21 protein-coding genes are annotated in these 22,565 nt (G+C 52.6%); 20 read left to right on the plus strand and 1 reads right to left on the minus strand.

The genetic code is table 11. The annotated features are described in order from the left end of the window. Positions 1–22 precede the first annotated feature (22 nt). Positions 23–1,060, plus strand: coding sequence for a SepM family pheromone-processing serine protease (locus tag PRIO_RS15545; protein WP_046503334.1), 1,038 nt, complete (start codon positions 23–25; stop codon positions 1,058–1,060). Here PRIO_RS15545 and PRIO_RS15550 read toward each other — a convergent pair. Continuing rightward, positions 1,050–2,288 carry a tRNA(Met) cytidine acetate ligase gene (locus tag PRIO_RS15550; protein WP_046503337.1) on the minus strand — a complete coding sequence of 413 codons (1,239 nt, stop codon included), beginning with the start codon at positions 2,286–2,288 and terminating at the stop codon, positions 1,050–1,052. The genes PRIO_RS15545 and PRIO_RS15550 overlap by 11 nt on opposite strands. A gap of 142 nt (positions 2,289–2,430) precedes the next feature. Between PRIO_RS15550 and PRIO_RS15555 the strand changes: the two genes are divergently transcribed. The 19 genes from PRIO_RS15555 to PRIO_RS15645 all read left to right on the plus strand — a co-directional run bounded on the left by PRIO_RS15555 (position 2,431) and on the right by PRIO_RS15645 (position 22,507). Beyond that, positions 2,431–2,958 (plus strand): YceD family protein, encoded by a 528-nt coding sequence (locus tag PRIO_RS15555; protein ID WP_331709839.1) that lies wholly within the window; start codon positions 2,431–2,433, stop codon positions 2,956–2,958. A gap of 53 nt (positions 2,959–3,011) precedes the next feature. After that, positions 3,012–3,185 carry a 50S ribosomal protein L32 gene (gene rpmF, locus PRIO_RS15560; protein WP_019911234.1) on the plus strand — a complete coding sequence of 58 codons (174 nt, stop codon included), beginning with the start codon at positions 3,012–3,014 and terminating at the stop codon, positions 3,183–3,185. Positions 3,186–3,651: 466 nt separating this feature from the next. After that, entirely contained in the window at positions 3,652–4,248 is a 597-nt protein-coding gene (gene fapR / locus PRIO_RS15565; protein ID WP_046503348.1) for a transcription factor FapR, read from the plus strand. After that, positions 4,232–5,221: a phosphate acyltransferase PlsX gene (plsX, locus tag PRIO_RS15570; RefSeq protein ID WP_020433337.1), complete on the plus strand. Its 990-nt coding sequence runs from the start codon at positions 4,232–4,234 to the stop codon at positions 5,219–5,221. Before fapR ends, plsX begins: the two co-directional genes overlap by 17 nt. Before the next feature lie 8 nt (positions 5,222–5,229). After that, positions 5,230–6,222, plus strand: a complete 993-nt coding sequence (locus tag PRIO_RS15575; protein ID WP_167345625.1) for a beta-ketoacyl-ACP synthase III — start codon at positions 5,230–5,232, stop codon at positions 6,220–6,222. Positions 6,223–6,315: 93 nt separating this feature from the next. After that, entirely contained in the window at positions 6,316–7,239 is a 924-nt protein-coding gene (gene fabD, locus PRIO_RS15580; RefSeq protein WP_020433339.1) for an ACP S-malonyltransferase, read from the plus strand. Positions 7,240–7,285: 46 nt separating this feature from the next. Continuing rightward, complete coding sequence (gene fabG, locus PRIO_RS15585; protein WP_020433340.1) at positions 7,286–8,035, plus strand: 3-oxoacyl-[acyl-carrier-protein] reductase; 750 nt, start codon at positions 7,286–7,288, stop codon at positions 8,033–8,035. Between the two features lie 121 nt (positions 8,036–8,156). Continuing rightward, the gene (locus PRIO_RS15590) at positions 8,157–8,390 is read left to right on the plus strand and encodes an acyl carrier protein (RefSeq protein WP_019911228.1); all 234 of its coding nucleotides are present in this window, start codon (positions 8,157–8,159) and stop codon (positions 8,388–8,390) included. A gap of 198 nt (positions 8,391–8,588) precedes the next feature. Then, positions 8,589–9,827 carry a beta-ketoacyl-ACP synthase II gene (fabF, locus tag PRIO_RS15595; protein WP_081487342.1) on the plus strand — a complete coding sequence of 413 codons (1,239 nt, stop codon included), beginning with the start codon at positions 8,589–8,591 and terminating at the stop codon, positions 9,825–9,827. 13 nt (positions 9,828–9,840) lie between these two features. Further along, a complete protein-coding gene (gene rnc, locus PRIO_RS15600) occupies positions 9,841–10,545 on the plus strand; it encodes a ribonuclease III (protein ID WP_039839031.1) in 705 nt (234 codons plus the stop codon). Between the two features lie 271 nt (positions 10,546–10,816). Next, positions 10,817–14,386 carry a chromosome segregation protein SMC gene (gene smc / locus PRIO_RS15605; RefSeq protein ID WP_046503353.1) on the plus strand — a complete coding sequence of 1,190 codons (3,570 nt, stop codon included), beginning with the start codon at positions 10,817–10,819 and terminating at the stop codon, positions 14,384–14,386. 51 nt (positions 14,387–14,437) lie between these two features. Continuing rightward, complete coding sequence (gene ftsY, locus PRIO_RS15610) at positions 14,438–15,436, plus strand: signal recognition particle-docking protein FtsY (RefSeq protein ID WP_020433353.1); 999 nt, start codon at positions 14,438–14,440, stop codon at positions 15,434–15,436. A 395-nt stretch (positions 15,437–15,831) separates the two neighbouring features. Beyond that, the gene (locus tag PRIO_RS15615; RefSeq protein ID WP_046503356.1) at positions 15,832–17,295 is read left to right on the plus strand and encodes a circularly permuted type 2 ATP-grasp protein; all 1,464 of its coding nucleotides are present in this window, start codon (positions 15,832–15,834) and stop codon (positions 17,293–17,295) included. Between the two features lie 95 nt (positions 17,296–17,390). Then, positions 17,391–18,344 carry an alpha-E domain-containing protein gene (locus tag PRIO_RS15620; RefSeq protein ID WP_020433362.1) on the plus strand — a complete coding sequence of 318 codons (954 nt, stop codon included), beginning with the start codon at positions 17,391–17,393 and terminating at the stop codon, positions 18,342–18,344. Continuing rightward, positions 18,341–19,207, plus strand: coding sequence for a transglutaminase family protein (locus PRIO_RS15625; protein ID WP_039839027.1), 867 nt, complete (start codon positions 18,341–18,343; stop codon positions 19,205–19,207). The genes PRIO_RS15620 and PRIO_RS15625 overlap by 4 nt, the downstream gene beginning before the upstream one ends. A 291-nt stretch (positions 19,208–19,498) precedes the next feature. Further along, a complete protein-coding gene (locus PRIO_RS15630; protein ID WP_039790931.1) occupies positions 19,499–20,308 on the plus strand; it encodes an SDR family oxidoreductase in 810 nt (269 codons plus the stop codon). 484 nt (positions 20,309–20,792) lie between these two features. Beyond that, positions 20,793–21,587: a DUF2087 domain-containing protein gene (locus tag PRIO_RS15635; protein ID WP_020433373.1), complete on the plus strand. Its 795-nt coding sequence runs from the start codon at positions 20,793–20,795 to the stop codon at positions 21,585–21,587. A 21-nt stretch (positions 21,588–21,608) separates the two neighbouring features. After that, positions 21,609–21,986, plus strand: coding sequence for a GIY-YIG nuclease family protein (locus PRIO_RS15640; RefSeq protein ID WP_020433375.1), 378 nt, complete (start codon positions 21,609–21,611; stop codon positions 21,984–21,986). A gap of 125 nt (positions 21,987–22,111) precedes the next feature. Further along, a complete protein-coding gene (locus PRIO_RS15645) occupies positions 22,112–22,507 on the plus strand; it encodes a DnaJ family domain-containing protein (protein ID WP_020433377.1) in 396 nt (131 codons plus the stop codon). Positions 22,508–22,565 lie beyond the last annotated feature (58 nt).

A 22,565-nucleotide genomic window follows, 5' to 3' on the forward strand; every position in this document is an offset into this window, starting at 1 on the left:
TGTGGGAAAGAAGGGAAAAGCAGTGAGGCAACAAAAACGCCGGGTAGGATTCCGCGCTACCGCCTACTTGTTCACATTTGTAGTGATTCTTTATGTTGCGGTATTTATGAATACACCTTATATCGTTTATCAGCCGGGGAGCGCCTCCGAGGTTGCGCCGTTGATTCACGTTCAGAACGCAGATAAGGATGAAAAAGGCACCTTTATGATGACTACGGTTTCTGCCAGCTATGCGAATGTTGCGCTTCTCATAGCCTCTGTATTCAATTCGAATTCAGAGATCATCCGGAAGGAAACGCGGCTGGGGAATAAGACAGAACAGGAGTATGCAGCCGAGCAAGTATACTATATGAACAGCTCGCAGTCCTTTGCCGTGCAGGCAGCTTATCATGCTGCTAATATTCCATATAAAGATGTTGTGGACTATTTGTATGTATTCTCGGTACCGGGAACCGGCAACCGTGAACAATTCAGACCGGGCGACAAAATTATCAGTGTAGAGGGACAGGCGATCCCTGATCCGGATGCGTTATCCGCGCTTTTGTCCCGCAGAAAGATTGGTGACCCGGTAGCTGTCCTGCTGCAGCGGGAAGGCAAGGAAGTGAAGGAAGAGGTTAAGCTGGTGGAGGTCAAAAATCAGGAGACGGGAGCGGTGAAGCCGGGTCTCGGGGTTGTGATTGGAGCCGTGCAGAAGGTTAAGCCCGAAGTGGAAGGAAAAACGGTAAGTTTTGTGGATACGGATGTCGGCGGTCCTTCCGCCGGGCTGATGTTCACCATGGAGATAATCAATCAATTAACCCCTGGTGATCTGACCAAAGGCCACCGCGTTGCAGGTACAGGCACTATAGAGGCCGATGGCAACGTAGGCGCAATTGGCGGCGTCAAGCACAAAATTGTTGCAGCGGACCGGAAAGGGGCGGAGATTTTTTTCGTCCCTGTCAAAAATTATGAGGAAGCCAAGGCTAAGGCTGATCAAATAGGCACGGACATGAAGCTTATCCCGGTCTCAACCCTTGCCGAAGCGCTCAAATATATGCAGGAGCTGCCGGTCAAATCCTGACGGGCGGCTCCAAATAGTCCCGGTACAGATCAGAACGCGAGGGATTGCGGAATGCTCCCGCATAGGCTGCTGCCGCTTGCAGATCTCTTTCCAGCATAGGATGAGAGAACTGTGCCGGACTGGTCAAGACAGGCCACGCGGCGCTGTGCTTCATCTGCTTTAGCAGCTGCCGTCCGCTTTCCCGGAAGCCTAGAACCCTGATGTAGCCCGGACCCTGAGCAAGCACGGCTGGCGCCATTTCCTGTTTGCTGTGATTCAGCAAAGCATGGATCAGCAGACGCTGCAGCCTGGTGTGGGTATAGCGCTTGCTTTTCAGTGCTTCCAGCAACCCGGACACGGTAAAGTGCGGGAGGGCGGGCAGAACCCGCAGCAGACGGTTTTCCAGGCCTTCGTTCATATCCTGCAGGCCGTGCAGCTCGGCGGCTGTCCGGGTGGCGAGCAGGTGGCGCAGTGGAATCCGGAAGCTTTCCAGATTCAGCGGACCTCTGCCTGCCGCATGCTCCCTTTCCAGGACGGACATGCTATACTCCGGCATGTACGCCGCAGGTGATCCGCCCTCCGACAGCAGCCGGCGGATGGCTGTAGCGCTGGCAATCGGCGACCCGCTCTGCAGCGGGTCGTGAAAGCCTGCGCCGGTGCGCGGCGCAGTAAGCGGCCTGATCTTGCTGCCGAGCCGCCGCAGCGCGATCAGGTAGTGCAGGCCGAGGCTGTTGTTCGGCTGGCGCAACAGCCCGGCGGCACCCGGGCGTCTCTCCGCTTCCGGAAGAGACGCTTCCCAGGCTGACGCCGCAGCTGCGCAGTAAGCGGCGGGGAAGCTCGCCCCCAGCGCCATGCGGCGGCGGATCTCGCCCTGCAGCGCGCTGCTCTCATCGGCCAGGAATTCGGCCATCGGCTGCAGCGCGCTCAAAGTCCCTGCTTCGGAGCCGAAGCACAAGCTGTCCACGACCCCGGTCGCTTCCAGCAGGGCTACTGCTCCGAAGGCAAACCACTCCGCCGGCTGGACGGCATACGCCACCGGCAGCTCGATCACGACGTCGGCGCCCATATGCAGCGCCATCTCCGTGCGGGCCTGCTTGCTCACCGCCGCCGGTTCGCCGCGCTGGGTGAACGGACCGCTCATGACGACAATCGAGCGGTCCGCGCCGGACAACCTCCTGGCCTCTGTGAAGTGGTGGACATGCCCGTTATGTAAAGGGTTGTACTCTGCAATAATGCCGACCGTAGTCAATGTAGCTTCACTCCGATTCTGGACTTTAAGAAATCCTTTTAGCTATATCATAAATTGTCCGGAACACTGAAACAATATAAAGGGAAAATGGTTGACAAACTTCGGTAATAATAGGTATAATAAATTTTGTTTGTTTGGAGTGATGATGATGAAGATTCACTTTCGCAAATTAGCTAATGCCGACGAGCCTCTGCACATTCACGAAACGCTGGATGTCAGCGAGCTTGTCAAAGGGCGAAAGGATATACTTGCTGTTGCACCGCTCTCAGTGGACCTTAAAGCGCTGCCCGCGGACGCCGATTGTGTGAACGTGGTGGGAAAATTGAACGGGAATGTGGATATGTTATGTGCACGTTGCCTTACAGAGGTTAACAGTAAATTGAACATTCCTTTTGCTGAGACTTTCAAATGGCTTAAGCAGCCGCTTCTTCCCGAAGATGAAGATGAGGAACTCATCTACATTGAGGATGAGATTGTGGATCTTGTCCCGTTTGTGGAAGAAAACTTCGTACTGCACTTGCCGGATTCGGTATTGTGCAAGGCAGACTGTCTTGGTCTTTGTCAGAAATGCGGACAAAATTTGAACGAAGGCACCTGCAGTTGCGACAACACAGTGATCGATCCTCGACTTGCTGCGTTGAAAGGATTCTTTACCAAGCAAGATGACTAAGAACAAATCCCGAGTGATAACGGGTTACAACAGAATCAGGAGGTGTAACACAAATGGCAGTACCTCAACGGAGAACGTCCAAAACACGCCGTGACAAACGCCGCACCCACTTCAAACTGGTGGTGCCGGGCATGGTGAAATGCGAACAATGCGGAGAGCTGAAACTGGCTCACCACGTATGCAAAGTTTGCGGAACTTACAAAGCTAGAGAAATCATCAAACAATAGTTTGATAACAAAAGTAGCACTTCATCTGCTGGTGAGGTGCTATTTTTTTTGAAAACATAAGTTTACCGCCGTGATTGATGCCGCCATCTCAAGGTGCAAGCGCAGCCGTTTTTGCTTATCGAAATATCCGCCCCGATACGGACATCAGCCGGTAAAGTCAAGCGCAGCGCGAGCTGCTTAGCGTGAAGGGGTGGCTCCACAGGCCTGCTTGGAAGTCAACGCTTTATTTTTGGCGCGGCATGCTTTATACTACATATTAGTACCTGGTTCTAATATTTTAGAAACTTATAGCTATGATGACAGCGGCCATTTCCAGGGCCGAATGCTTTTTTTGAAATATAAGGATATACAGGGTTTACTCTATAATTCCCCTTATATTTATCGCAGAAACGGATGTCGTCCTTTTCAAGGGCGTTGGAGCCGTTTCCGCTTGGCATGTGCCAGGAGGTGAGCCGCCATAGAGCGGATGTCCAAGAAAGAGCGTCAGCAGCAGCTGCTGCAGATAATAGATGGTAATCCCTTTGTGACTGACCGTGAACTGACCCGGCAGCTCAAAGTAAGCATACAGACGATCCGGCTGGACCGGATGGAGCTGGGGATCCCCGAACTGCGTGAGCGGATGAAGCAGATGGCGGAGCACTCCTATGATCAGGTGCGTTCCTTACCTGCAGATGAAGTAGTCGGTGATATCGTTGACCTGCAGCTGGACCGCAGCGGGATTTCCATATTCGAAATTCGTGAGGACCATGTATTTTCCAGAAACGGGATCGCACGTGGACATTATGTGTTCGCCCAAGCCAATTCACTGGCGGTTGCCATTATCAATGACGAGATTGCCCTGACGGCTTCCGCCGATATCCGGTTTGTCCGCATGGTGCGGTTAGGCGAGAAATGTATTGCCAAAGCGCAGGTGCGTTCGCTGGCAGGCCGGAACGGCAAAGCCGAGGTGGACGTGTTTACCTATGTCGGTGAAGAATTGGTTTTTCAGGGCCATTTCATAGTGTACCGGTCCGCAATTGAAGAATACAGCGAAGGGGGAAACCGCAGTGCTGATCGCCATTGATGCAATGGGCGGGGACAACGCTCCTGAATGCAATGTAGAGGGTGCTTTGTCCGCAGCTGCAGAGTGGAGTGATACGCAGATAGTGCTCGTAGGGGATGAAGCCAGACTGGAGCCGCTGCTGATAAATAAACCGGCCAACGTGACCGTTCGTCACGCGGGGGATGTCATCGGTTCGGATGAAGAGCCGGTAAAGGCCGTCCGCCGCAAAAAGGATTCGTCGATGGTGGTTGCCGGGCGCATGGTGCGCGAAGGTGAAGCGGATGCCATGATTTCGTCCGGGAACACCGGAGCCCTAATGACTACAGGGCTGCTGGTCGTGGGGAGAATGCAGGGGATCGAACGCCCTGCTCTTGCCCCTATGATCCCAACGCTGGATGAGGTGGGGGTTCTGGCGCTGGATCTGGGCGCGAACATGGACGCCAAGCCGCAGCATCTGGTGCAATATGCGCTGATGGGCAGCATCTACCGCAGCCAGGTTCATGGCATTGCGAAGCCGCGTGTGGGTCTGCTGAATGTGGGCACTGAGCCGGGCAAAGGCAATGAGCTGACCAAGGAAACTTACCCGCTGCTTGAAGCGCTGCAGGGCATTCATTTTGTCGGCAATGTGGAAGCGCGCGATGTCCTCACGGGCGGGTGCGATGTGCTTGTCTGCGACGGTTTTGCCGGGAATATACTATTGAAAACGCTGGAAGGAACAGCGGGTGCGATGTTCTCTTTGCTTAAGGAACAATTCAGCAAGTCGCTCAAGACGAAGTTGGGCGCGGCTATCCTCATGCCGGAGCTTAGAGGCCTCAAGGGGAAAATGGATTACAAGGAGCATGGCGGAGCTCCGTTGCTAGGCCTGAGCGGGCTGGTAGTGAAAGGGCATGGCTCTTCTGACGGCAATGCGGTGAAGAATGCGGTCAGACAGGCCCGGATTGCCTTGCAAGCGGATTTGGTAGCCAGCATATCGAAGGAAATCAGCGGGAAGTGAGTGAAGACATGAAACAACAATTGCGGCCGGTAGGAATTATCGGAACAGGAAAATATGTGCCTGAACAAATATTAACCAACAGCGATCTGGAGAAAATGGTCGAAACCAACGATGAATGGATTGTCAGCCGGACGGGCATCCGGGAACGGCATATTGCCGCCCCGCATGAAGCCACCTCGGATCTGGCTTATGAAGCCGCGCTCAAGGCGCTGGATTCAGCAGGCATGAAGGCTGAAGATTTGGATCTTATTATTGTAGCGACTGTTACTCCGGATAGCACGGTCCCATCAACAGCGTGCATTCTGCAGGACAAGCTGGGAGCAAAAGGCGCAGCGGCATTTGACTTGTCGGCAGCCTGCTCCGGGTTCGTATACAGTCTGGCAACGGCAACCGGCTTTATCCAGAACGGTATGTACAATAATGCTCTGGTTATCGGAGCGGACACCTTGTCACGCATTACGGATTATACTGACCGCAACACCTGCGTATTGTTCGGTGATGGTGCCGGTGCCGTTATTATCGGCGAGGTTCCTGAAGGAAGAGGCTTTCAGTCCTTCGATCTCGGTGCGGAAGGCTCTGGCGGCAGTCTGCTGAATATAGAAGCAGGCGGCTCACGTCTGCCGGCCTCTCATCAGACCATTGAAGATAAGAAGCATTTCCTCTATATGAACGGCCGTGAGGTTTTCAAATTCGCGGTCCGGGTTATGGGCACGGCTACAGAGCGCGTCCTTACCAAAGCGGGACTCGGCAAAGAGAACATTGATCTGTTCATTCCGCATCAGGCGAACATCCGCATCATTCAATCCGCGATGCAGCGTCTGGATTTGCCGCCCGAGAAATGCGTAATCAATGTTGACAAATACGCAAATACATCTGCGGCTTCGATTCCGCTTGCGCTGGTTGAAGCTGCGGAAGAAGGCCGGATCAAGGAAGGCGACACCTTGCTGATGGTCGGTTTTGGCGGCGGACTTACTTGGGGGGCTTCTGTCCTGATCTGGTAGTCAGCTGAACCTATATATTATAGAAGGAAGTGGCTTCAGGACAGCCGGATCAGGCTGGCGTCCCAGCCGTTCAACGAGAAGGAGTTCAGACATATGGGTAAAATTGCATTTGTTTTTCCCGGCCAGGGTGCACAGGCAGTGGGTATGGGTAAGGATGTGTATGATGCTCTTCCGCACAGCCGTGCGGTATTCGAAAAGGGTGATGAAGTGCTTGGCTTTCCGCTTAGCCGCCTTATTTTTGAAGGGCCGGACAGTGAACTGAAGCAGACAGTGAATACACAGCCCGCGCTTGTAACGACCAGTGCGGCTTACCTTGAGGCCCTGCGTCAACACGGCGTGAATCCTGATTATGTTGCGGGACACAGCCTCGGGGAATACAGCGCGCTGGTAGCCGCCGGAGCTTTGGCTTATGAAGAGGCAGTGAGCCTGGTGCGTCTGCGCGGACGCTTTATGGAAGAAGCGGTTCCCGGCGGACAAGGGGCGATGGCGGCAGTGCTTGGCGCAGAGCGTGAAGCCCTGGCAGAGCTGTGCCGTTCCATATCGGAAGCCGGCAACTCTGTAGAACTTGCCAACGTCAACTGCCCCGGGCAAATTGTAATTTCCGGTTCCAAAGCAGGGGTTGAAGAAGCTGCTCAGCGCATCAAGGAAATTGGCGGCAAACGGGCCATTCCGCTTGAAGTAAGCGGCCCCTTTCATTCTTCCTTAATGAAGGAAGCGGCTGAACGCCTGGCTGCCGAATTGGGAAAAGTAACTATCAACACGCCTTCGGTGCCGGTAGTTGTTAATGTGAACGCAACAGCAGTCACAGACCCCGATGAAATCCGGGAACTTTTGATGCAGCAGGTATTTTCTCCTGTATTGTGGCAGGATAGTGTAGAGTGGCTGATTGCTGCCGGAGTAGACACCTTTGTGGAGATCGGACCCGGCAGTGTGCTGGCAGGATTGATCCGTAAGATTGACAAGACCGTCAAGGTTGTCAATATCAACAGTCTTGAAAGTGCTGAGGCTGGCTGGTAAGCCCGGTGTAATCAAGCGATGTGGAATGGATGAAAGGGGATAAGCGATGTTCTCAGCATTAAAAGGCCAGACCGCTCTCGTTACAGGCGGGTCCCGCGGCATCGGCCGCAGTATTGCGCTTCAGCTTGCGGAGCATGGTGTGAAAGTAGCCGTGAATTATTCCGGTAACGAAGCAGCTGCTCAGGAGACCGTAGCCCGCATCATTGAGCTTGGCTCCGAGGCCATTGCCATCCGGGGCGATGTCGGCAACAGCCAGCAGGCGGAAAGTATGGTTAAAGAGGTTATTGATACCTGGGGGAAGATTGATATTCTGGTCAATAATGCCGGCATCACCCGGGATAATCTGATCATGCGCATGAAGGAAGAAGAATTCGACCAGGTTATTGAAACGAACCTCAAAGGTGTGTTCAACTGTCTGAAATCAGCTACCCGCCCGATGATGAAGCAGCGTTATGGCCGGATTATCAACATTTCTTCGGTTATTGGCGTGATCGGGAATGCAGGGCAGTTGAACTATTCTGCAGCCAAAGCAGGCATCATTGGGATGACCAAGTCGGCGGCGCGTGAGCTGTCTTCACGGGGAATCACGGTAAACTGCATTGCGCCAGGATTTATCGATACCGAAATGACGCATCAGCTGTCCGATGAAGTCCGCAGTGAGTATGTGAAGGGGATTCCCCTTGCCAGACTCGGGCGGCCGGAGGATATTGCCATGACAGTTGTATTTCTGGCCTCGGAAGGGGCAGCCTACATGACAGGCCAGACGCTTCACGTGGATGGCGGAATGTACATGTAAGGCCGAAAAAGCTGTAATGTCTTACAGTGGGAGAGAGTTGGGGCGGCCGGAAAGCGTTTTTTGAGCTCTATGGTATTTTGACTTCATATCTCGTATAATACCAAAAGAGGAGGTGAACCGGATGTCCGATGTATTGGAGCGTGTAAAACGCATTGTCATCGACCGCTTAGGAGCCGATGAAGCTGAGGTAACATTAGAAGCGTCTTTCAAAGATGATTTGGGTGCTGATTCTCTTGATGTAGTAGAATTGGTTATGGAATTGGAAGATGAATTCGATATGGAAATCTCTGATGAAGATGCAGAGAAGATTACGACCGTGGGTGAAGTTGTGAAGTACATACAATCTCATACCTAGAGTCATATGATTGAGAGTCCCGTTCCTACAGAGGGCGGGACTTCTCCTCATTTTACAGAGCCATAGCAGCAACAAAGGATGCCACATGCACCTTTACGGGGAAAATAACTGAATCGCGCAAGGTTTGACCTTGCGGCGACCTAAGTTTATATAGTTTTTCTTACAAGAAGATACAGCCTACAGATGGGGTGATTGCGTTTGAATCATAGAGTAGTTGTTACAGGTATGGGCGTGATAACATCGCTGGGTACGGATTTGGATACGTTCTGGGATAATCTGATGAGCGGCAAGTCCGGAGTCTCAACGGTAGATACCTTTGATGTCAGTGAGTACACTACCAAAATTGCAGCATCAGTCAAAGACTTTGATCCAGAGGAACGGTTTGGCCGCAAAGAAGCACGGAAGATGGACCGTTTTGTCCAGTTTGCCGTGGCCGCCGGAGAAGATGCGCTGAAGGACAGCGGACTTGTGATCGGTGAAGGCATCGATGCGGAACGGATCGGGGTATCCGTCGGTTCCGGTATTGGAGGACTGGGCACATGGGAAGACAACCATAATCTCCTTTTGGAGAAAGGCCCCAAACGTGTCAGCCCGTTCTTCATTCCCATGATGATTGCCAACATGGGCTCAGGGCAGCTGTCGATCAGCTTAGGTGCCAAAGGTCCGAACACAACAACAGTGACGGCCTGTGCAACAGGAAGCCATTCGATTGGGGAGTCCTTCCGCCTGATCCAGCGCGGCGATGCGGATGCGATGATCTGCGGCGGTTCGGAGGCTACCATCCGTCCTACCGGAATGGCCGGCTTTTGTGCCATGAGAGCAATGTCTACACACAACGAAGAGCCTGAGAAGGCCAGCCGTCCGTTTGACATGGACCGTGACGGATTCGTAATGGGCGAAGGTGCAGGGATTCTGATTCTTGAATCACTGGAGCATGCCGAGAAACGCGGTGCCAAGATCTATGCGGAAGTGATTGGCTACGGTCTCAGCGCAGATGCCCATCATATGACAGAGCCGGACCCGGATGGTGCAGCACGCTGCATTAAGATGGCGATCCGCGATGCCGGAATTGCACCTGAAGAGATTGATTACATTAACGCACATGGAACTTCCACCCCTGTAGGCGACAAGTCAGAAACTTCTGCTGTTAAGAAGGCTCTGGGAGATCATGCCTACAAGGTCGCGATCAGTTCCACCAAATCCATGACAGGCCACTTGCTTGGTGCTGCCGGGGGTGTGGAAGCGATTATTTGCGGATTGTCTCTGCAAAAGGGAATGATCGCGCCAACCATTAATTTGGACAATCCTGACCCGGAATGCGACTTGGACTATGTTCCGAATGTTCCGCGCAAAGCAGATCTTAACATCGTTATGTCCAATTCTTTTGGCTTCGGAGGACATAACGCTACAGTAATTCTCAAAAAATATAATCAGTAAGGGAGACAGTGCGGTGAAAGGAGACCTGAAGCAGTTACAAAGCCAACTTCAAATCCAATTTCACGATGCTGTACTTCTGAAGCAGGCCTTTACCCATGCCTCATATGTGAATGAACACCGGTTCAATCAGCATCAGGACAACGAGCGCCTGGAATTTCTGGGCGATGCGGTTCTGGAGCTGACGGTGTCTGAATATTTGTACAATTTGCTTCCGGACAGACCTGAAGGTGAACTGACCAAGCTGCGCGCGGCAATCGTATGCGAGCCGTCCTTAGTCAGATTTGCCGAGAGTCTGGGCTTTGGGCGTTACGTACTGCTGGGTAAAGGGGAAGAACTTACGGGCGGCAGAACCCGCCCGGCCTTGCTGGCCGATGTGTTCGAATCCTTTGTGGGAGCGCTTTACCTGGACCAGGGGCTGGAAACGGCCCGGCGGTTTCTGGATAATCATGTATTCCCGCTGGTGGAGACGGACGGCAAGCTGCAAATGCAGATGAGCGATTTCAAAACGGAGCTTCAGGAGCTGATTCAGCATCACGGAATGGGTACGCTGGAATATCGGATTATTGAAGAACGCGGACCGGCACATGAACGGGAATTCGTCTCTGAGGTTTATATGGCGGGCCGGTCACTTGGCAGCGGCAGTGGACGTTCCAAGAAAGAAGCGGAGCAGCAGGCGGCAGCGGCAGCACTTTTGCGGCTGAAGGAAGATGGCGCTTAAGTGCCGGCTGCAGGTTTAGGGTTTATTTTTAGTCTCGCGGAGGAGAGCAGCAATGGTCTGAAAGCCGGCGTACTGGCGGAGCTCAGACTTTTGCTGCTCTTTTTCAGAATACAGACTGGATTTTTGTAACGATACCATCCTTAAAATGGACGGCGAAGCCGTTTCCGCTTGTGGCAATCAGGAGCTGAAGTCCGCCAGGGGTCCGGTGTTTTAGGGCTATTTTAGGCGGTGAACCGCTATGGTATAATGGGGCAGAGGTGAATAAGAGGGTATGTTTTTGAAACGGATTGAATTAGCTGGCTTTAAATCATTTGCCGACAAAACGGAAATGGAATTCGTGCGCGGAATTACAGCCGTAGTGGGTCCGAACGGCAGCGGCAAAAGCAATATTTCCGACGGTATCCGCTGGGTGCTGGGCGAACAAAGCGCCAAATCCCTGCGCGGTGGCAAGATGGAGGATATTATTTTTGCCGGGAGCGATGCGCGCAAGGCTGTGAACTACGGGGAAGTGTCGCTTACGCTGGATAACGAGGATCATGCGCTGCCTCTGGATTTCAGCGAGGTGACGGTAACCCGCCGTGTGCATCGCAGCGGAGAGAGCGAATACTTGATCAATAAGCAGGCTTGCCGTCTGAAGGATATCACTGAGCTGTTCATGGATACCGGCATCGGGCGCGAGGCTTATTCGATTATTGGACAAGGCCGGATTGAAGAAATACTCAGCACCCGTTCCGAGGACCGGCGCGGCATATTTGAAGAAGCCTCAGGGATTGTTAAATATAAATCACGCAAAAGAGATGCGGCGCGCAAGCTCGATGAAACCGAGCAGAATCTGCTGCGCATTCATGACCTGATCAGTGAGCTGGAGGATCAGGTGGGGCCGCTGAAGGAGCAGTCCGAGAAGGCGATCCGTTACAAGGAACTGCGCGAGCAGCTCAAGCAGCTGGAGATCTCTGTGTATGTCCACCAGATCGAAGGCATACATACCGCGTGGAAGGAAGGCAATGACCGTCTGGAAGTGCTGCGCGACGAGCAGCTTGAGCTGTCCACAATCGTTTCGGCTCATGATGCCAAGCTTGAAAGCGGACGCGCCGAGCTGCGCGCATTGGAAGAAGAAGTGGAGAAGCTGCAGGAGCAGCTGCTGCGTTATAGTGAAGCTAATGAGAAAAGCGAAGGCTACGGTGAGCTGCTGAAGGAACGCAGACGCAATCTGGAGAGCAACCGGGAGCAGCTGCTGGCTACCCTTGGATCGGTGGGAGAACGTTCCGAGGGCAGGCAGCGTGAGCTTGCCGAGCTGGAGCATAAGCTGCAGCAAACCCGGCTGGCTCTTGAAGAGCTGCGAACACAGATTGCGGATGAAGAGTCCAGGCTGGAAGGCGTAGCCGGAGGCATTAACCAGAGCAAGGAAGAGCAGTTGAAGAGTTCGCTGCTTGAGCTGATGAATCTGATGGCCCAGGCCCGGAATGAAATCCGTTATGCGGACCAGCAGAAAGAAAGCCTGGAGCGCAGAATGAGCCGCAGCCAGGAAGAGAGCGGGAAATGGACCACGAGGCTGAAGGAATTGACCTCTGCCCAAAACGGGCTAAAGGATAAAATTGCCGGCCTGGGCAAAGAGATCAGTTCGCTCCGCAATGCATACATCACAGAGAGCGAGCAAACCAGCAAACGGCAGAAGCTGCTGGAGGAGACACAGAGCGGACTCCGCAAATGGGAGCAGAAGCGTGAAGCCCAGGTTTCCCGGCATGAGACGATGAAGGAAATGCAGGATGATTTTGACGGATTTATGCTCGGCGTCAAAGAGGTGCTGAAGGGTGCGCGCAAAGGTCAGCTAAGTGGCGTACACGGTGCTGTCGCTGAGCTGATCTCCGTTCCGGAGAAGCTGGAAATGGCTGTCGAGACTGCGCTGGGCGCTTCGCTCCAGCATGTGGTAATGGATAACGAGGCGGTGTCCCGGCAAGCGATTAGCTTTCTGAAACAGCGTCAGCTGGGACGTGCAACCTTTCTGCCGCTCGATGTCATCCGTGCCCGGCAGATCGGCGGAAGCGACCGCAGCATGGTGGAAGGTGCGGACGGTTTTGTTGGAATTGGTTCTGAGCTGGTGGGTTTCGAAGACAGATATGCAAGTATAGTCGGCAGTCTCCTGGGAAATGTGGTTATCGCCGAGAGCCTGGAACAGGCGAACCGCATTGCTGCCAAGTGCCAGTACCGGTATAGAGTGGTGACACTAGAGGGTGACGTTGTCAATGCGGGCGGTTCCATGACTGGGGGAAGCCAGCACAAGAAGAATAACAGCCTGTTAAGCCGTAAGCGTCAGCTGGACCAGTTGTTCAGCGAGATTGAGGAGAGCGAGCGGCAGATCGCGAAGCTGAAGCAGGGCATCAGCCGGCTGCGGGAGGAGCAGGAGAATGCTTCACGGAAGCTGGAGGAGCTGCGCCATAACGGTGATGAGAAGCGTCTGGAGGAGCAGCGCGTCTCTGGTGATCTGAAGCAGCTGGAGCAAGAGCTTCGCCATGTGCAGGAGCAGGTCGACGGAGCCGGTGCCGAGCGCAGCGGGTTCGAGAGCGAGGTACGGGCGCTGGAGGAGAGCCGCAAGCAGGCGGCTGCTGAGCTGGAACGGCTGGAGAAGGAAGAGAAAGAAGCCCATGAGGCGATCCGGAGTGCTGAATCTGCGCGCAAGGCGAATGAGTCGGCTAAGGAAGAGCTGCAGAGCAAGCTGACCGGGATGAAGGTCACAGAGGGCAAGCTGGACCAGGAGATTTTCTCTCTGGAAGAGCAGGTGCGGCGCATGAGACAGGATGCGGGTTCGCAGGATAAAGAGCTGCGCCAGAGCCGCAGTCTGCTGATCACGATAGAGAAGGATCTGGAAGAAAACACGAAGGAAGCTGTGAAGCAGAAAGAAGACCTGAACAGCTATCGGCTGAAAAAAGATGAGACAGCGGCCAAGCTGGATCTGGCGCGCGCCGACCGTGCGGCGTTGACACGCAAGCTGGAGCTGGCCGAAGGCGAAACCAAGGATCAGCGCCAGGCGCTCAAATCCGTTGACGACAAGCTGCGCTCCACAGAAGTAGCCGTAGGGCGGCTTGATGTGGAGCTGGACAACATTCTGCGCAAGCTGAGCGACGACTATGAGCTCAGCTATGAGCTGGCGAAGCAGCGTTATGCGGTGCCTGAGGATGTGCCTGCCGCCCAGATGGAGGTGCAGCGTCTCAAACGCAGCATTTCTTCACTGGGCGAGGTGAATCTGGGAGCGATTGAGGAGTATCAGCGCGTGCATGAGCGGTTTACTTTCCTGAGCGGCCAGAAGGATGACCTGGTAGAAGCTAAAACCACGCTGTACCACGTTATCCGTGAGATGGAAGAGGAAATGTCCAAACGGTTCAAGATGACCTTTGACGCCATCCGCCGTGAATTCGGCACCGTATTCACCAAGCTGTTCGGCGGCGGACGGGCCGATCTGATGCTGCTGGACCCTGAGCATATGCTGGACACAGGGATTGATATTGTCGCCCAGCCTCCCGGCAAAAAACTGCAAAATCTGCAGCTTCTATCCGGTGGAGAGCGGGCACTTACAGCCATGGCGCTGCTGTTCGCCATCCTGCAGGTCAAGCCGGTGCCGTTCTGCGTGCTGGATGAGGTCGAAGCTGCCCTCGATGAAGCCAATGTGGTGCGCTTTGCCCAGTATCTGCGCGAATTCTCGGAACAGACACAGTTTATTGTTGTCACTCACCGCAAGGGAACCATGGAAGAAGCGGATGTGCTCTATGGTGTTACGATGGAAGAAGGCGGCGTATCCAAGCTGGTGTCGGTTAAACTGGAGGATGAGGAAGCGGAGATTGCTTAGTCCAATGGCTTCGAAGCTGGTTATGCCCACAAAACTTTTAGGAGGAACACGATGAGCTTTTTCCGAAAATTAAAAGAAAGCATCTCCGGCAAAACGGAGAGCGTAACAAAACAATTCCGCGACGGTCTGGAAAAGACACGCAAGGGGTTCGTGGAGAAGGTATCCGACCTGATCTCCCGCCGCAAGAAGATAGATGAAGAGTTCTATGAGGAATTGGAAGAGATTCTGATCGGCGCGGATGTCGGTGTAAATACTGTGATGACTCTCGTTGAGGAACTGAGAGCAGAAGTGAGGCAGAAGCGTATCGAGGATGCATCCGAGCTGCAGCCCATTCTGTCCCGGAAGCTGATGGAGCTGCTGCGCGGTGACGATGACAACAGCCTGAGGGAGAACCCGGACGGCATTACTGTCATTCTGTTCGTCGGGGTAAACGGTGTCGGCAAGACGACTACCATCGGCAAGCTGGCGCACCGCTACAAACAAGAGGGCAAAAAGGTTCTGCTCGCCGCAGGCGATACCTTCCGGGCGGGGGCCATAGAGCAATTGGAAGTCTGGGGACAGCGTGCGGGTGTAGATGTCATCAAGCAGCAGGCTGGTTCTGACCCGGCTGCTGTGATGTTCGATGCTGTGCAGGCTGCCAAGCAGCGGAATGTGGATGTGCTCATCTGCGACACTGCAGGCAGACTGCAGAACAAAAGCAATCTCATGGAAGAGCTTAACAAAATCTTCCGTGTCATTCAGCGCGAGATTCCCAGTGCACCGCATGAGGTGCTGATGGTGCTGGATGCCACCACGGGTCAGAATGCATTGACCCAGGCCAAGCTTTTTGGTGAAAAAAGCGGTGTCACCGGCCTGGTGCTGACTAAGCTGGACGGCACGGCCAAAGGCGGGATTGTCGTTGCCATCCGTCAGGAAATGAATCTTCCGGTGAAGCTCGTCGGCTTAGGCGAGAAGATGGAGGATTTGCAGCCATTTGACTCTACCCAGTTCGTCCACGCTCTTTTCGCCGGTATGATTTCCGCGGAAGAGGATAACGAAAAACAGGAATAGAGCCAGGTCTTTTTAACCAAACCATAGGAATCTTGGACGCCAAGAGCGGACGTGCCTCTTTAATAGAAGCATCGGCCGCTCTTTTTCATGGAAAATACCATAAAAATTCAATATATGAAAAATTCATAATAGTACTGCTTGTCAACTCTCCCGCATACAATTCTATGTATTCCTCATATACATATCCTTGATCAACACTTTCTGAGAAAGGAAGCGATTTCAAGCCTGTAACATGGATAATAAACTCCACTCTCTTGTTATATATATTGACATTAGCGACATCGTTTACGTATTATGAATGTATATTTTAATATTTTTGTATGTTGATTTTTGAAATATGCAATACTTTGTCAATAAACATAACATACCATATTGATCCGAAAGGAGTCGGGCTCATGTCCAAACTTGATCCTCTGCCCGGACTGTCTCCGTATCCGCTGCAGCATTTTTACGATGAAATGTATGCTGATGAACGGAGTATCCGGCCGCATTACAAACATGTGAACCGCATGTTTTCCGGGATGAGCCCCGAAGAGCTGCAGCTCAAACAGAAAATGATGCAGCGTCGGATGATGGAAGAGGGAATTACCTTTACACTGTACAATCCTGCACAGGACCATCCTATGGAGCGTACGATTCCCTTTGATATGATTCCGCGGATTATCCCCAAAGGGGAATGGGAGCGGCTGGAAGCCGGGATTGTTCAGCGGATCACAGCCTTGAATCTGTTCATTCACGATATTTATCATGAGCAATTCATCGTCAAAGACGGCATTGTGCCGCGCCGCATGATCATCTCCAATTGCTATTTCCGTCCGGAGATGTCCGGCTTGCGGGTGCCCGGCGGCGCTTACGTCACGACCTCGGGGATTGACCTGATCCGTCATCACGACGGGGAATATTATGTGCTTGAGGACAATTTGCGGACTCCTTCAGGGTTTTCCTACCTATTTAAAGGCAGATCCCTGATGAACCAGTTGTTTCCTGAATTGTCTTTGGCCAGCTCCATCCGGGATGTGGATCACAGCTTGAACCGGTTCCTCTCTGTATTGCGCAGCCTTTCCCCGTCCCGGACGAAGGACCCGGTGATTGCCCTGCTGACTCCGGGTGAATATAACTCTGCTTACTATGAACATGCGTTTCTGGCCCAGCAAATGGGAATTCATCTGGTAGAAGGCCGGGATTTGGTTGCCCAGGACCACAAGGTGTATCTGAAGGAAATGAACGGGATGCGGCGCGTGGATGTATTGTACCGCAGATTGGATGATGATTTCTTAGATCCGCTGGCGTTTCAGCCGAATTCACTCCTGGGAGTGGCCGGGTTGATGAATGCCTACCGGGCAGGAAATATTGCCATAGCCAATGCACCGGGAACCGGTGTTGCCGATGATAAAGCGATGTACGTATACGTCCCGGATATGATCCGGTATTATCTGAACGAAGAACCTATTCTGGGCAATGTCCCTACCTATCTGTTGTCCAGGACGATGGAACGCCAGTATGTGCTGGATCATCTGAAAGAAATGGTAGTTAAAGAAACCTCGTTATCCGGCGGGTATGGCATGCTGATTGGCAGCGAGGCCTCCAAAGACGAGCTGGCGGATTTCCGGCTAAAAATTCTTGCCGATCCGGCCCGCTACATCGCCCAGCCCATAATGTCACTGTCGAGAGCACCGGTGCTTTCCGGAGGCCGCATGACTCCGCGCCATATTGACCTGCGGGCATTTGTGCTGATGGGTGCGGACCGCAAGCCGCATGTCATTCCAGGGGGGCTGACCCGTGTCGCCATGAAGGAAGGATCGCTGGTGGTCAACTCATCACAGGGGGGCGGTGTGAAGGATACTTGGGTAATGGCTTAAGGGCAGGAATTGGCAGGATAACGTCAGTATGGAACATTTACAATCATATATCTTAACAAAGTGCGGCATCTATACGTTAACGAGGGAGTGGTACGATGCTGAATCGCAACGCGGAGGCTTTGTTCTGGATTGGCCGATACATTGAGCGGGCGGAGAATCACGCACGGCTGATCGATGTTCATTATCATATTCAACAGGAAGAGGATTTCCGGGCGGAGGGGCACAAGTGGTCCAGACTGATTGATGCGCTGGGTGTCCGGAATGAATATCAACAGCAGTTTGACGGCTTCTCCGAGCAGGATGTTTTATCCTTCATTACACTTGATCTTGGCAATGCTAATTCTTTGTTTTCTTGTGTCCATCAGGCCAGAAATAATCTTCGCACTCTGAGGCAGCATCTCCCCAGCGAGCTGTGGGATATCATCAACAGCTTCAACCTGTGGCTTGGGGAGCAGTCGGTGGCGGATATTCTGAGCGGTCCCCATCAGTTCTACCAGCAGGTAAAAGAGCGTGCGGCCATGTTCCTCGGTGCAGAGCAGTCCGTGATGCTGCGGGGCAATGAATGGCGGTTCATCGGGAGCGGGCGGTTTCTGGAAAGGGCAGAGAATACGACCCGGATTCTGCAGGCGGTAACGGTATCCTGCAAGTCCAAGGATATTAACGCGATCTACACCCAGCTTCAGGCGGTGCTCAAATCAGTAAGCGGCTATCAGGCCTTCCGGCGGTATTATGCAGATGCGATGTCACCGGAGAGCATATTGGAGTTCCTGATCGTGAATGCCTATTTTCCCCGTTCGATCCGCTTCTCGTTCCACAAGCTGGAAGAGCATTTAGCGAAGCTAAGGCTGGATTCTTCCGAGAAAGGCTCCGGACATGAGCGGGTAATCCGCCAGGCCGGCAAGATTAAGGCTGAGCTTGATTATATGGAAAAGGAAGAGATGTCCGGCGATCTAGTGGAGGACGTGCTGCAGTCGTTGATGGGTTCCTGCCAGAAGCTGGGGAGAACGATGGAAGGCGCCTTTTTTCGCCGTGAAGGAGTGTCCGCATGAAAATTCAGATCGATCATACAACGACGTACAGCTACCCGGAGCCGGTTACGGACAGTGTCAATGAAATTCGTCTGACGCCGCGCACCAATTACCGGCAATCCTGCTACCATCATGAGGTAGAAGTATTTCCGCCGGCGAATCTGCTGACGTATGAGGATTTTTTTGGCAACCGGGTTCATGCTTATTCTGTAAATAAGCCGCATACCGAAATGGTGATCCGCACCAAAGCCACTGTGGTTACGCTGGATAAGGCGCAAGGCTCGGATTTGCCGCATATTCCGCTGGAGGAGCAAGTGAAGCTGCTGAATGATGAGAAGTTCCAGAACCGGTATGTGGAGTTCATATTGCCTACCCGTTACACGGAAGTGACACCTGAGCTGGTTGAATTTGCTTCACAGCATCCGTTTGATGCGGCAGAGGATATGTATAAATGGACCCAAAAGCTGTCTTCAACGATTTACGAGCAGTTTACGTATGACCCCGAAGCCACAAGTGTCAACACCACTGTTAAAAAAGCGCTGAAGCTCAAACGGGGGGTATGCCAGGATTACGCCCATCTGATGATTGCGGTCTGCCGCAGCGTCGGACTGCCTTCCCGGTATGTCAGCGGTTATCATTTTGTCGGAGATCTTCAGGGCGGCAATGCCGATTTCGAGCAGGCTTCGCATGCCTGGGTCGAGACGCATATTCCCGGCACCGGCTGGCTGGGCTTTGATCCTACGAATAACATGGAGGTGAACTGGCGGTACATTAAGCTGGGGCATGGCAGGGACTACAAGGATATCGTTCCGGTAAAAGGAGTGTACCGCGGGGTTGGGGGAACGCTGACGGTCAAGGTGGATGTGCGGCAGCTGGAGAAGTGAACGGGTGAATAAGTGAAGGAGTGGCCTCGCGGGAGCGGGGCTTTTTTGAAATATAAGAATTTCTATGCTTCACGCTATAAATTATCCTTCTATATCCCGCTGAAACGGGTACCTGAAAGCGATACTCTGTATCGCTGCTTCGGAAGCATAGACTCTTAAGAAGGACAGCGTAGCCGTTTCTACTTGGCGTTTAACAAACAATATTTGCATAAAATGATTATAATCAGGGCCTGTTTGGGTAATCTTGAAACAGAGCCACTATGGTGGACGACATGGAAAGGGAGTGTACATATGAGCCCAAATATAATGAAAAAGAAGCGTTTCCTCGGTAAAACAGCCATCATTACAGGAGCGGGCTCCGGAATCGGCAGAGCGACAGCGATTCAGATGGCCCGTGAAGGCGCAAATGTAGCATTATTTGATCTGGTTAATGAACGTACCTCCGTTCTGGAACAAAAGCTGAACAAGCTGCGCAAGGACTGTGCCCTGGCCATTGATGTGGACACTTCGGACGAGAAGCGTATGGAAGAGGCGGTGCGCAGGACCGTTGAGCATTTCGGCGGACTGGACATTGTTTTTGCCAATGCCGGCATCAATGGTGCGGTAGGTCCGATTGAGGAGCTGAGTCTGAGTGACTGGGAGCGTACAATGTCCGTGAATCTGACGGGGACTTTCCTGACACTGAAATACAGCATCCCGCATCTCAAGGAAAAGGGTAAAGGAAGCATCATCATCACCAGCTCTATCAACGGAAACAGCCGGTTTGCCAGCTTTGGCTGGTCACCGTACAGCACCACCAAAGCCGGACAGGTTGCTTTTGCCAAAATGGCGGCGCTGGAGCTGGCGAAGTTCAAAATCCGGGTTAACGTTATTTGTCCGGGAGCGATCTCCACTAACATCGATGAAAGTACAGAATTTAATGAGGAAGTGGAAACGATCGTCATCCCGATTGAGTTCCCGGAGGGAGCCCAGCCCCTTGCTGACGGTCCCGGCAAACCGGAAAATGTAGCCGACCTGGTCTCTTTTCTCGCTTCGGATGACGCGATTCATATTACCGGAGCGCAGATCATAATTGATGGCGCCGAATCGCTTTTGTCTTAAAAACCAAGAAACAGCCTTATCCATGGGTCAGAGATGACTAAGGATAAGGCTGCTTTTATGAGGGGGACCGGGTAGCAGTGCTAGTTGGAAAAAGGGAACTTATTTCTCCCCAAAACCAGCAATTGTGAGACTGAAGTGGAAAAAGGAAACTTAATCAGGCCATATTCCTTCATCACGGGCGAACTGAGCCGAATTAGCTGCCCTTTTTCCACCTCAGCTGCGAAAAATTTGGGGGTTCAAGCAAATTAGTTTTCCTTTTTCCACTTGGTATGGCCGAGGGACGGATAAAGGGTTCTCCAGACAACACTACACTGAAATCAAAACGGTCACGTTGTCCGGCGAAGGACGGCGCGGCTGTTTTGTGTTTAAAGATTTAAAGGGCAGCGAAGCCGTTTCCGCCTGTTTTGTAAACAATGTAATTAGATAGTTGTAAAATAACAAACAAAATGATAATATGTCTATATAATTGATGATGAATTGGGTGATGACGTTGGCAGATGGCAATGAATCGATTAGCATTTCCGAAAAGTTCTGGAATGCCTCCATTAGTGAGCTTAAGCAGGGTTACCGGTTTGAAATGCGGGAGCATTCGGGTTTTTATACATGTCTTGTCTGCGGAGAGGAATTTGAGAAGGGTCTGATCTACAAGGAAGACAGCCGTTATTATGAAGCCGGAAAGTATGCAGCTCTTCATGTGGAACAGGTGCATGGCGGCATGTTTAAGTGGCTGCTGGGGCTGGATAAGAAGCTTACAGGACTGACGGAGCTGCAGAAGGGGCTGCTGAATGCTTTCCGGCACAGCCTTAGCGATGGGGATGCTGCCAAGGAGCTCGGTATCGGCAGCACTTCCACGGTGCGCAATCACCGGTTTACGCTGCGGGAAAAGGTGAAGCAGGCGAAGCTGTTCCTTGCGGTGATGGAGCTTGCCGAAGAAAAGCCGGGGGCGTCCTCGCCTTTTGTCAGCATTCCCCGTTCTGCGGTTATGGTTGACGAGCGGTTTGCGATTACCGAGGAAGAGAATGCCGAGATCCTGAGTGCTTATTTCAAGCAGGGGCCGGAAGGTCCGCTCTCAGAGTTCCCAAAGAAACAGAAGCGTAAAGCGGCTATTCTCCGCCAGCTGATCAAGCGTTTTGAAACCGGACGCCAGTACACGGAGAAGGAAGTTAACGCCATCTTGAAGGAAGCTTCATCTGATTATGTAACGCTCCGGCGGTATCTGATCGATTACGGGCTGCTGGACCGTGAGCCTGACGGAAGCACCTACTGGGTTAAATTATAAATGAAGAGGAGACCATGAATCATGGAGAAATCTAAACGTAAAGAGCTGGCCTATAACTATGCGCATTCCCATCGCCCGATGGGGGTCTACCGGATTGTCAATACCAGAAATGATAAGGTTTTTGTGGGCAGCAGCATTAATCTGGACGGCGTCTGGAACAAGCATAAATTCATGCTGGACATCGGAAATCATGAGAACAAAGCGCTTCAGGCAGACTGGAAGGAATTCGGAGAGCAGGCCTTTGTTTTTGAAATTCTGGAGCGGATTAAGCCCGAAGAGGATTTTGTGGCCGAAGTATCCGAGCTGGCCAAATACCGCAAGCTTCTGCCTGATCTGGAGAATAAATGGCTGGAGCAGCTGTCGCCTTACGGAGAACGCGGATATCTGAAGAAGAAATGAAATGCTGTTATTCAGCAGCAGGTGATTTACCTCATCCCTTGTGCTAAACTATAGGCAAAACTGCAATATGCCGGGTTGACTTGCCGGATTCAGAGAGCCTTCCGGCAGAGGAGGGAAGTGCTGTTATGTCGATTTTATCCTGGCTTGCGGAACAGAGGATTCAGGAGGCTATGCGCAGCGGCGAATTTGATAAGCTGCCGGGACATGGCAAACCGCTGGAGCTGGAGGATCTGTCCGGAGTGCCAGAAGAGCTGAGGATGTCCTTCAAAATAATGAAGAACGCCGGCCTGCTGCCTGAAGAAATTACACTGCGCAAGGAATGCGTAACGCTGGAAAAAATGCTCGCGGTTTGTCACAGCAGCGGCACTGCCGCAGACAGCGACAGGAGAGAGCTGAAATCCAGGCTCACTCTGAAAAGGCTTCGCCTTCAGGAGCTGATGCGCCAGCGCGGATTCGAGAACAGCAGCGCATTCTCCGGCTATGGAGACAAGATTCAGGCGCAGCTCACCCGTGAAGAATAAGTTAGGAAGAGAGCCATCGGCCCCGGAAGGGCAGGACGGCTCTCTATTTGTATGTAAA

Origin of the sequence: Paenibacillus riograndensis SBR5 (assembly GCF_000981585.1) — a bacterium.
GTDB lineage: Bacteria > Bacillota > Bacilli > Paenibacillales > Paenibacillaceae > Paenibacillus_AQ > Paenibacillus_AQ riograndensis.